Annotated in this window: 9 protein-coding genes and 1 pseudogene; 4 read left to right on the forward strand and 6 right to left on the reverse strand. The window is 41.4% G+C overall.

What is annotated here, in order from left to right; genetic code table 11:
• Window positions 1–84: 84 nt before the first annotated feature.
• The 3 genes from recG to ACGF63_RS12180 all read left to right on the forward strand — a co-directional run bounded on the left by recG (window position 85) and on the right by ACGF63_RS12180 (window position 3403).
• Window positions 85–2166 (forward strand): ATP-dependent DNA helicase RecG, encoded by a 2082-nt coding sequence (recG, locus tag ACGF63_RS12170; protein WP_036846578.1) that lies wholly within the window; start codon window positions 85–87, stop codon window positions 2164–2166.
• Between the two features lie 601 nt (window positions 2167–2767).
• Window positions 2768–3046 (forward strand): hypothetical protein, encoded by a 279-nt coding sequence (locus tag ACGF63_RS12175; protein WP_036846208.1) that lies wholly within the window; start codon window positions 2768–2770, stop codon window positions 3044–3046.
• Between the two features lie 96 nt (window positions 3047–3142).
• Window positions 3143–3403 (forward strand): hypothetical protein, encoded by a 261-nt coding sequence (locus ACGF63_RS12180; RefSeq protein WP_387631068.1) that lies wholly within the window; start codon window positions 3143–3145, stop codon window positions 3401–3403.
• A gap of 717 nt (window positions 3404–4120) precedes the next feature.
• Here ACGF63_RS12180 and ACGF63_RS12185 read toward each other — a convergent pair.
• The 4 genes from ACGF63_RS12185 to xreR2 form a co-directional block, all read right to left on the reverse strand.
• The gene (locus tag ACGF63_RS12185) at window positions 4121–5389 is read right to left on the reverse strand and encodes an RCC1 domain-containing protein (protein ID WP_387631071.1); all 1269 of its coding nucleotides are present in this window, start codon (window positions 5387–5389) and stop codon (window positions 4121–4123) included.
• A gap of 81 nt (window positions 5390–5470) precedes the next feature.
• Complete coding sequence (locus tag ACGF63_RS12190) at window positions 5471–6685, reverse strand: hypothetical protein (protein WP_387631074.1); 1215 nt, start codon at window positions 6683–6685, stop codon at window positions 5471–5473.
• Window positions 6686–7442: 757 nt separating this feature from the next.
• Window positions 7443–8216, reverse strand: a complete 774-nt coding sequence (locus ACGF63_RS12195) for a Fic family protein (protein ID WP_036846220.1) — start codon at window positions 8214–8216, stop codon at window positions 7443–7445.
• A gap of 360 nt (window positions 8217–8576) precedes the next feature.
• The gene (xreR2, locus tag ACGF63_RS12200) at window positions 8577–8795 is read right to left on the reverse strand and encodes a cell morphology transcriptional regulator XreR2 (RefSeq protein ID WP_036846223.1); all 219 of its coding nucleotides are present in this window, start codon (window positions 8793–8795) and stop codon (window positions 8577–8579) included.
• Window positions 8796–9022: 227 nt separating this feature from the next.
• Between xreR2 and ACGF63_RS12205 the strand changes: the two genes are divergently transcribed.
• Window positions 9023–9916 (forward strand): LysR substrate-binding domain-containing protein, encoded by an 894-nt coding sequence (locus tag ACGF63_RS12205; RefSeq protein ID WP_036846226.1) that lies wholly within the window; start codon window positions 9023–9025, stop codon window positions 9914–9916.
• A gap of 303 nt (window positions 9917–10219) precedes the next feature.
• Here the strand turns inward: ACGF63_RS12205 and ACGF63_RS12210 are convergent, their stop codons facing one another.
• Together ACGF63_RS12210 and ACGF63_RS12215 are read right to left on the reverse strand one after the other, a co-directional pair.
• The gene (locus ACGF63_RS12210) at window positions 10220–10519 is read right to left on the reverse strand and encodes a HigA family addiction module antitoxin (protein ID WP_036846228.1); all 300 of its coding nucleotides are present in this window, start codon (window positions 10517–10519) and stop codon (window positions 10220–10222) included.
• Window positions 10519–10661 (reverse strand): annotated as a pseudogene (locus tag ACGF63_RS12215) (type II toxin-antitoxin system RelE/ParE family toxin); the annotation flags it as partial. The gene ACGF63_RS12210 and the pseudogene ACGF63_RS12215, both read right to left, overlap by 1 nt.
• Window positions 10662–10857 lie beyond the last annotated feature (196 nt).

The raw sequence follows: 10857 nt of genomic DNA on the forward strand, positions 1-10857 counted from the left end.
TATTATTATGGGTGATAAACCATGCCCGATCCTGCCCGGTAAAACATGATGGACTGCCACACAATCAATGGAGAAAAAAATCGTATGAAAGGCCAACTGCTTGATGCCATCCCTTTGACTTCCCTGCATGGCGTCGGGGCAAGTCAGGCAGCTAAACTGGCAAAAATGGGGCTGATTAGTTTGCAGGATCTGCTGCTGCACTTCCCTCTTCGTTATGAAGACCAAACCCGCCTTTATACGATTAATGATCTTTTACCGGGTATCCATGCCACAGTCACCGGCGAAATCCTCCATACCAATGTTATTTTTGGCCGCCGCCGGATGATGACCTGCCAAATTAGTGATGGTACCGGTGTGCTCACACTGCGTTTTTTTAACTTCACCGCCGCAATGAAAAGCAATCTGGCAAAAGGGAAACAGGTTGTTGCTTACGGTGAAATCAAAAAAGGTATTCATGGCGCGGAAATTATCCATCCTGAGTATAAGATTCAGAATTATGCCGGGAATGTGCATCTCCAAGAGACATTAACCCCTATTTACCCGACAACAGAAGGTGTTCGTCAGGCGACGCTGCGTAAACTGATTGAGCAGGCACTGGCATTGCTTGATACCTGTGCGATTAACGAACTCCTGCCGGAAGAGCTAAGCCGTTCCATGATCAGCCTGCCACAAGCCTTGCATACTCTGCACCGCCCACCACCAGATATTGCGCTGGCAGAGTTGGAAACAGGTAAACATCCGGCGCATCGCCGTCTCATTCTGGAAGAACTTCTCGCTCACCATTTGAGTATGTTAGAAGTCAGAGCTGGCGCACAACGCCATCACGCTCAGTCGCTACCGGCTGAAAACGAGTTAAAACAGCAATTCTTTAATCGTCTGCCATTTACGCCAACTAACGCGCAGCAACGGGTTGTAGCGGAAATTGAGCAAGATCTGGCAAAAGATGTTCCGATGATGCGATTAATTCAGGGAGATGTTGGTTCGGGAAAAACGCTGGTTGCCGCGCTGGCTGCGTTGCGGGTCATTGCGCATGGCAAACAGGTTGCCCTAATGGCACCGACTGAATTGCTGGCAGAGCAGCATGCAAATACATTCCGGCAATGGCTGGAACCTTTGGGTATTCAGATCGGCTGGCTGGCGGGTAAGCAAAAGGGGAAAGCACGTCAGAAACAACAAGAAGCCATTGCCAGCGGGCAGGTCGCCATGATTGTTGGTACGCATGCCATGTTTCAGGAACAGGTGAAGTTTTCCGGTCTGGCACTGGTGATTATTGATGAGCAACATCGGTTTGGTGTGCATCAACGTCTGGCTTTGTGGGAAAAAGGGCGTGAGCAGGGTTTTCATCCACATCAATTGATTATGACCGCAACACCTATCCCCCGAACCTTAGCGATGACTGCTTATGCCGATCTCGATACTTCTATTATTGATGAGCTGCCACCGGGGAGAACGCCGGTCACAACGGTTGCTATCCCGGATACACGCCGTGAAGAGGTGATCAAACGGATCAGAAATGCCTGTCTTGATGAAAACAGACAAGCCTATTGGGTCTGTACGCTGATTGAAGATTCTGATGTGCTGGAAGCTCAGGCTGCGCAAGTCACCAGTGAAGAGCTCACTCTTGCTTTACCGGAATTAAAAGTTGGGTTGGTACATGGCCGAATGAAAGCCGCAGAAAAGCTGGAAGTGATGGAGGCTTTCAAACGTGGAGAGCTACAGCTTCTGGTTGCCACGACGGTTATCGAAGTTGGTGTGGATGTGCCGAATGCCAGTTTGATGGTTATTGATAATCCAGAACGACTTGGATTGGCGCAACTTCATCAATTACGTGGACGAGTTGGCCGTGGGGCTATCGCTTCTCATTGTGTTTTACTTTACAAAACTCCCTTAAGCAGTACCGCCAGAATACGTCTGCAAGTGTTAAGAGATAGCAATGATGGTTTTGTTATCGCGCAGAAAGATCTGGAAATTCGTGGTCCCGGGGAGCTATTAGGAACGCGCCAAACGGGGAATGCCGAATTTGAGGTTGCTGATTTGTTGCGAGATCAGGGAATGTTGCCGGAAGTTCAGCGCATTGCCCGACATATTCACCAACACTATCCAGAACATGCTCGTGCCCTGATTGAACGCTGGTTACCGGAACGGACACATTATAGTAATGCGTGATTGAGAACATGTCAGAGCGGGCTTTTCGCTTCTCAACACTGCCAAAAATACGGATATCTGGTTTTATCCCATAATTAAGATGCTCTGCTACAGAGCTTTCTTTTAATTATTCCGTTTAATTGGCAATGTATTATTTCCAAAGGAATACAAAATATAATTACAATTATTCCTAAATTAACACCAGCGTTAAAAAACATCCCCAGAAAATATAAATGGTTGGTAGATTCACATAATAAGCAACTTTTTATCAAATTCAGTTGATGGTGTGTGCGATATTAGCGCAACGTTATGCTCGAAGGTTAAAACGGGGATAGATATAAATCTACGATAGGAAATTTTCATTAATATATTAATGAAAATTATTATCTTTACATCAATGCAATATTGAATTACTAAGTTTAAATAGTAAATGTTTCTATTAACTCAATGAATGTAATTTTAAATATTTTCTTTTCGAAGTATAAAACCTTGATGGAGGTCACGCAAATAATAGTAGTTTTGTTGGTTTTTTTATCTATACTTATATTTCATTATGGTACATATTAGGGTGTTTTTAAATTAGAGCTAAATAAATCTACGTTGATATAATGGAGAGTTTAATATGATTTATGTCAAAAATCTTTCAGAGAAAGTGGTTAAAGTTGCAATTAGTAAATGGAGTAGTGAAGAAGGTAATGACGAATATATTGAAATTAATACAGGAGAGGTGGCTCAATGGGATAGATCAGATGGGCGCGGTTTTTTAATGGCAGTAGCACACAAAGATAGTGTTACATTTTTATATTCAATAAGATCAAATGGCTACGTGATTATTTCTGATAACGGGGTTTACAATAACGGCGGCCGGATAGATTCTTTATATTCGATACCATCTGTCTAAAAAACTTTATTATCGCACTAGTTTTTTTAATTTAATTTTTTTTCGTATTCCATTGAATTAAATGCAAATATTCATTATTGATATAGTGGAGGATTTATGATTTATGTTAAAAATCTCTCAACTGAACCGGTTAAAGTTTCGGTTAATAAATGTGGAGAGGAAGGTAGAGAGGAATATTTAGATCTTGATTTTGAAGATGTAAAGGTGTGGGATCTATCCGATACGCATGGTTTTATATTTTCAGTAATACAGCGAGGTATTGAAAAATCATATTCTGCTTCGCAGAACAGTTTTATTATTATTTTTGATGATCATGTACAAGATAGCGGCACTAATATATCTCATTTAGATAAATAAATGAGAGTTTGTCATCTGATTTAATTGAGTGTTAGACCCTATTAAATCACCATCATCAGGAATGGAATCTCCATTCCTGTACTATTTGTATTCAACGGTTTGCTACTTTCTCCCCTAATGCTTGTTTTTCTGCTTCACTGATAAAGATATTTCCAGCCTCTTTATAATTAATCAGTTGCTTTATCAACTTCCGCTGCCAGTGTTTACAGAATAGGTGTTTAGCCCCAACATTTGATGAATAATATAATAGAAAAAAGTTATCGGCTGATAACTTTAGGTTAATGCTAAATTGATTTTTTGGTAGTTGATTTCAGATTATTTTTATCGATAAAGAGTAAAAATTAAAATTATAAGGTTTGAACCACAGAATTTAGGGGGGATGTACATCTTTATTGCTACTTTTATTAATACGTAAGCATGTAACTTAATCTACTAAGTATTAACTGTAAAGCAAAAAATCAAAATCACCAAAGTGTTTACTGTGATATCTGTTCTATTCTGTTTATAAAAAAGTGAACCATTTTAGTTTTTTTAGGATTCACATTCCAAATTATTTCATAAATTCATTGTCTTTTAATATTTATTTGAAAAGTGGTTTTAGTAATAACAGAGAGCGGGAGAGCTAATATTTCAAATTGAATAAACAATAGGCTGAACCGAGGTATTATGGCTCAGCCTTGGTTTTAGTGTTTTTTAGTAATTCATGATGACAATGGATTAATCATCATATTCACTGTGTACTGTATTTATATCCTGATCCCAATAATCCCAAGCTAATCTTTGACCATTAGCCCGTAAGACTGCGAATGCATTTCTTGATGCACTTAGGCTGATTATATCTTGTAGTCGGGCTATTCCAGGTGGGACTTGCAAATTAAAACCTCTGAGTCCCCAAGAAACTACACTACCATTCGCTCGCAGAGCTGCGAAACCGAGATAAGATGCTGCACTCAAGCTAACAATATCCTTTAATTTAGCAATCTCGGGTGGGACACTGATATTACCCCAGGAGACTATGCTGCGATCTGCCCGTAGGGCTATAATCGTACTTCCTGTTGAATATAGGCTGACGATATCTTTTAATGCGGCAATTTCTGGTGGAATTACATTCCCCCCAGAACTATTCCCCCAGGAGATTACGCTGCGATCTGCCCGCAAGACCACGAAAGCATTAGATATTTTAACTAGTCTGACAATATCCCGTAATGTGGCAATTTCTGGTGGGACTTGGCCGCCATTGTCCCGATTACCCCAGGCTACCACGCTACGGTCTGCCCGAAGGGCTGCGAAAGCACCAGTTGTTTTACTCAAGCTGACAATATCTTGCAATCTTGCAATTTCAGGGGGTATAGAAGGTCCACTTTCCCAGGTGACTATGCGGAGGTTTGCCCGCCGGGCGATGAAAGTACCATCTATTGAACTCAGGCTGATAATATCCTTTAATTTAGCAATGTCTGGCGGGACTGTAGTGTTTCCCCAAGAGAACACGCTACCGTTCGCCCGAAGGGCTGCGAATGTATAATATGTTGCGCTCAAACTGACAATATCCTGTAAGGATGAGAAGCCACTACCAGTAGGGCCCCTATCTCCCCAAGAGACCACGCTACCGTCCGCTCGCAGGGCTGCGAATGCAGAATATGTTGCGCTCAGGCTGACAATATCCCGTAATGTGGCAATTTCTGGTGGGACTTTGCCGCCATAGTCCCTATCATGCCAATTATCTCCCATCCAAGCTACCACGCTACAGTCTGCCCTCAGGGCAGCGAATGCATGCTCTGTTGAACTCAGGCTGACGATATCCCGTAATTTGGCAATTTCTGGCGGTACAAGGCTTGCCCCCCAGCCGATCACCCTGCCATTTTGCAATAACATGGCGGTTGCGGTGACAGTAGAGGTGATGGAGATCTTGTTGTCAGAGTTACTATGTATTCCAATCCCAGATTGCTGGAATAGGTTGCTTGGTGAGAACTCGTTATTTTGGTTCATATTATTCTCCTAATAAGGTTATATCGGATTTACCTTACTCACAGGGAGTCTGTACCGTAAAACCTTCGCTCAATGGATTAATTAATTGTCATATTCATTATGCAATTTATTATCATCAGCCGAGCCCCAGCCCACTCTCTGACCATCGGCTCTTAATACTGTGAATGAGTTTCTTGATGCACTTAGGCTAACGATATCTTGTAATCGAGCTATCCCGGGTGGGACTTGATTGCCTTGGTTGCCGTGATCATTGTCTGAATAATCGCCATATCCCCAAGCGACTACGCTACCGTCCATCCGCAGAGCTGCAAATGCGGTTTCTGTTGCACTTATACTGACAATATCCTGCAATGCGGCAACTTCTGGTGGGGTTGTGATATCATTACCTCCCCAAACGACCACACTGCGGTTTGCCCGTAGGGCTGCAAAAGCCCCCGATGTTGTACACAGACTGACAATATCTTGTAATTGGGCAATTTCCGGCGGAATACTGCTACCCGAAGATGGGTTACCCCAAGCGACCACACTGTAATTTGCCCGTAGGGCAGCAAAAGCAAAATTTGTTGCACTTAGACTGACAATATCCCGCAATTGAGCAATTTCTGGTGGGATTTGAGTACCTGAGTTCTTGAACCCCCAGGCGACGACACTGCGGTCCGATCGTAGGGCTGCGAAAGCAGAAACTATTGCACTGATACTGACAATATCTTGCAATTTAGCTATTTCTGGCGGGACCTGACCACCCCAATCTTTAATTCCCCAAGCGACCACGCTGCGATTTGCCCGTAGGGCAGTAAATGCGTGTATTGTTGAACTCAGGCTGGTAATATCCTGCAATTGGGCAATTTCATCAGGTATTTTACCGCCATAAAATTCATCTCCCCAGGCAACTATGCTACCGTTTGTCCTCAGGGCTACGAAAGCAGAGCTTGTTGCCTTCAGGCTGACAATATCCGTCAATTGGGCAATTTCATCAGGTATTTGACCACCATTACCTTCGTTTTCATTTCCCCAGGCGACCACACTACGGTTTTTCCGCAGAGCGGCGAAAGCATCATCTGTTGCACTTAGGCTAACGATATCTTGTAATTGGGCAATATCGGTTGGGATTTGACTACTAGGGTCATTTCCCCAAGCTATCGCTCTGCCATTTGGTAATAACATGGCAGTTGCCCCTTTGGTAGAGGCGATAGAAGTATTATCATCAGAATGACTACCTCTGTCCGGTTGCCAATATTGCTTGATAGGATTACCTACGGTATCCATGTTTGGTGAGGAATCGTTATTTTGATTCATATTATTCTCCTAATGATGGTTATATCGGATTGACCTTTTTACCCACACGGGAGTCTATGCCATAAAATCTATCCCTTGCGGGTTAAACTGAATTTCTACTGCAATTTAATACTAACTATTCTTTTATGAATAAGATAATAGAAAAAAGTTATCGGCTGATAACTTTAGGTTAATGCTAAATTGATTTTTTGGTAGTTGATTTCAGATTATTTTTATCGATAAAGAGTAAAAATTAAAATTATGAGGCTTGAACCACAGAATTTAGGGGGGATGTACATCTTTATGGCTACTCTTATTAATACATGAATATGTAACTTAATCTACTAAGTATTAAATGTAAAGCAAAGAATAAAAATCACTAAGGGTGGCGTAATATATTTTCTGTTTATAAAAAAGTGAGTTATTTTTTTAGGATTTACATTCAAAACTATTTCGTAGAAAGCGGGAGTGATGAGATTCCAAATGAATAATCGATAGGTTGAATTATTATATTTTTCTCAACCATTGGTTAATGGCCTGAAATAACAAAATAATACTTAATAGATTAACTAATCATATTCACCGTACGCTTTAGTCCTGAATGACGAGGTTTCTCGGAGACTAATTGATAATCATTGCGGAACCGAATAGCGCGGGTAAACTGTCGCGCCGTATTTTTTTAGGTCATCTTAGTCAATAAGTAAGAACGAAATCGATAAGTTGGCTTTAGCCGTTTGAGAGGGGAAACTTATCCCAAACAGGCCAGGCGCTGTGATCGCTAATTTCGTGTATTCACCATACGAATTTGCTCTGCTTCTGGGTGACAATCCACAAGGAATATCATCATCTCAGTAGCATCTTTGCTCAGGTAGAAGCGCACCATCTTTTCGTTGAACTCATGTATTTTCGCCGCAGGCACGCTGATAGCATCTATGCCATTTGACATCAAAATACCGTTCATCATGAAACGGGAAGTACGTTTATTACCGTCAAAGAAGAATTGCTGTAGCGCACCGAAAAGGAAGAATGCGGCCCCCTTTTCGAAAGGCTGACACTCATCCAGTAAGGCAACACCTTCTTGAAAAATACGGTTCAATTCTGGCGCGCCGGGTACAGTAGGTAACGGAGTATGCCGACCATACTCACCCAAACTGACATCTGGAGTGTAATTCTCCTCTTGCCCTTCTCCACGGAACTGCCCCCATTCCAAGGCTTCGTTGCGGGCAACTATGCTATGAAGTTCAGTAAATGTAGCTTTGGTCAACTCAAATTGACCTTTTTTCACCATAAATAACAGTCGCTTGGAACTTTCTGCGAGATTCAGGACTTGTTCCTGGTCGGAAACCTTCCTACCACCGACGGTTACACCATCCAATAATGTCTTCACTTCTGGGAAAGTAAAAGGATTACCTTCAAGCACACTGGCATCCCAAACGAATTCTGCTAGCATCCGGTGAAAACGGAAACATACCCGCTCAATAGAATGAATCGGAACAATAAGAGGAACCGCAGACCGGTCCCAACGAAACCCCAGAGCGTTGAAAAGCTTCATCGTTGCTCATCCTATTTCACAATCTTGAATGTAAAGAACTCTAAAGTTGCTCCACTCTAGAGTTAACATGATAAAATCCACCACTTGAAAGACGTAATCACAGATTAAATAAGTCTCTGTGTCAATCCGGCAAACCCAGATACTCGTTAACAACTTACACTTTTATCCAAATTCTCATTAAGTGTCGTTAATGATCTATAAAACTACTGCGATAGTGTAATAATTCATGGTTATTCACAAAGATCGCACTGTCTTCCTCAACCTGCATTTCTATGTGGTTCTCAGGCTTATCAACATGCCTTAAGAATTCACAAATAACCTCTGGATTCCATTCTTAACAATGAATTACTCCATTAGAATTTACAACCACTTATCTACGTACCTTGAAGGCCATATCTCGGCGGGATCACACTCTAAAGCAGCAGCAATAAGTTTCTGACCTTTGGGCCAGCGGCGTTGCAGGGTATTAGCAAGAGTAGATGATGCTAATCCAGCCTCTCTTGAAACTGCCGCTAATGATGTTCCCCGTTTTTTCAATGCTGCGATGATGTCCGCTGGATGCCAATCTTGATCTTTCACTTTAATACTCCTTATTACAAATAATTTTAATATGAAGAGATAAGTCGAAGTAATCGCATAGTTTATTGAATAAAATGAAATCAATGATGGGAACAATCTATATGAGATCATTTAAAATCGGAAAGTCTAATATTCAATCACGGTGATAGCCAAAACGTAAGAATAAGGGTGAAACCGAGAACAAGATAAATTTACTCTCAAGCCAGAATAATCAAAGGAGTTAGGCGTTGGAACTTAAGCAATTACGTTATTTTGTCGCTGTAGCGGAAACTTTGAATTTTCGACGTGCAGCGGAACGCTTGCATATCACGCAACCCCCTCTCAGCCAAAGTATTAAATCCCTTGAATCGTCTTTGAATGTGAAACTTTTTCACCGCAATACTCATGGTGTCCAATTAACAAAAGCAGGTGAAGTTTTTTTAGATGAAGCTCTGGATGTTTTGGCCGCCGCCCAACGTAGTATCAATAGAGCCAAACAAGCAAAAGTTGGAGAAATTGGTGTCTTGCGTGTCGGATATTCTGCCAGTTCAATCTTTTCATCTGTTTTAACCTCTGCTTTATCTGTTTTGCTGAAGGAACGTCCCAAGCTTGAATTGCAACTCTGCGAGGGTAATGCATTTACACATTTAACTGCTTTACGCTCAAGGCGTCTTGATGCAGCAATACTTAGAGCTGATTTAAGTAATGAATCGGTTAAAGGGTTAAGGATTCTTTATTTAGGAATGGAACCACTTTATGTGCTACTACCTGAGGGGCACTTTCTAGCCTCTGCAAAAGGAATTAAACTTCATGAACTACAAGAAGAACGATTGCTTTTACAACCAGCCAGTCACGGAACTTTTTTACGACGCCAAATAGAGTCATTATCAGAAAAGACTGGCTTTTCACTGTCACACTTTCTTGAAGTGCCCAATATTGCCAATATGATTTGCTTTGTTTCCGCTAACCTTGGTGTAGCAATCCTACCTGCCAGTGTAGCGAAAATTGCTCACGGCCTAGTAGCGATTCCTCTTCTGGAAACAGGAGCCACACAATCCTTAATGCTCGTTAGTGTACAGGGGAATTCTTTGGCAGAACATCTGGACAAAACACTCCGAAAATTGGCGATAAATGCCAAATAATACTTTTAATAAAGTTAAAGATTCTGCAAAAATATTTCCCTTACTATCATCATAGTTATCGCCTTAATTACATTTAGTAACAAAATTGAGCGGTGGTAGAAGATTTGAATTATGAATTACAGCAGAACACAATCACAATACTGCACCAAATAAATAGCTGGTGCAGTACTCTAATTTACCCCTGCACTGCCGGGAATATTGGCAACAGTAAATAAAGTTTAATCACAATCGCGTTAACGATATCGATAAAGAACGCACCTACCATCGATTAAGTAATAACCCCTTCATATATATGTCTAAATATTAGATATGAGACAAATGGGGTTTAAATAACGGGGTCAATTTAGAAATATCAACCGTCTTTTCTGCTTTATCAAGGCTATAAGATTCTTGCAGTTTCAACCACAACCGTGGAGAGCTACCAAGTACTTTAGATAACTTTACCGCCATTTCTGGCGTGACTGCCACTTTACACGAAACTAAACGTTGAGCCGTAGACGGAGCAACATTTAATGCCCGCGCAAGATCACGAATTCCCAAGCCTAGCTCTTCCAAAGAATCAGCAATAATTTCGCCTGGATGAGGGGGGTTGAACATTTTCATTAGTGATGCTCCTCATAGTTAACGATATACGCATCACCGTCGATAAATTCGAATGTAATACGCCAGTTCCCTGAAACAGTCATTGCCCACTGCCCTCTCCTATCTCCCGTCAAAGGAGTAAGTTATATCCGGGAAGATTGATTTCTCCTACATCCTCTGCATCCTCTGCATCGTAGTTTTTACCCATCACACGGACACCGTTATTTTTAACAAGGTTTGTCAACAGTCTGACTATTTACCATGTAAATGGTGTTCCATATACTGTCAATTATTCATTGTTTCACAAACATAACTTCGCAGAAAAATGAAACACGCATTGAGCGCAGGCAAAAACGAAG

This window comes from Photorhabdus sp. RM322S (genome assembly GCF_042879395.1).
Classification (GTDB): domain Bacteria; phylum Pseudomonadota; class Gammaproteobacteria; order Enterobacterales; family Enterobacteriaceae; genus Photorhabdus; species Photorhabdus khanii.

Bases quoted from the DNA above. Each gene is read 5' to 3' on its own strand.
- recG (WP_036846578.1), top strand. From the start codon at position 85: ATGAAAGGCCAACTGCTTGATGCCATCCCTTTGACTTCCCTGCATGGC.
- ACGF63_RS12175 (WP_036846208.1), top strand. From the start codon at position 2,768: ATGATTTATGTCAAAAATCTTTCAGAGAAAGTGGTTAAAGTTGCAATT.
- ACGF63_RS12180 (WP_387631068.1), top strand. From the start codon at position 3,143: ATGATTTATGTTAAAAATCTCTCAACTGAACCGGTTAAAGTTTCGGTT.
- ACGF63_RS12185 (WP_387631071.1), bottom strand. From the start codon at position 5,389: ATGAACCAAAATAACGAGTTCTCACCAAGCAACCTATTCCAGCAATCT.
- ACGF63_RS12190 (WP_387631074.1), bottom strand. From the start codon at position 6,685: ATGAATCAAAATAACGATTCCTCACCAAACATGGATACCGTAGGTAAT.
- ACGF63_RS12195 (WP_036846220.1), bottom strand. From the start codon at position 8,216: ATGAAGCTTTTCAACGCTCTGGGGTTTCGTTGGGACCGGTCTGCGGTT.
- ACGF63_RS12210 (WP_036846228.1), bottom strand. From the start codon at position 10,519: ATGAAAATGTTCAACCCCCCTCATCCAGGCGAAATTATTGCTGATTCT.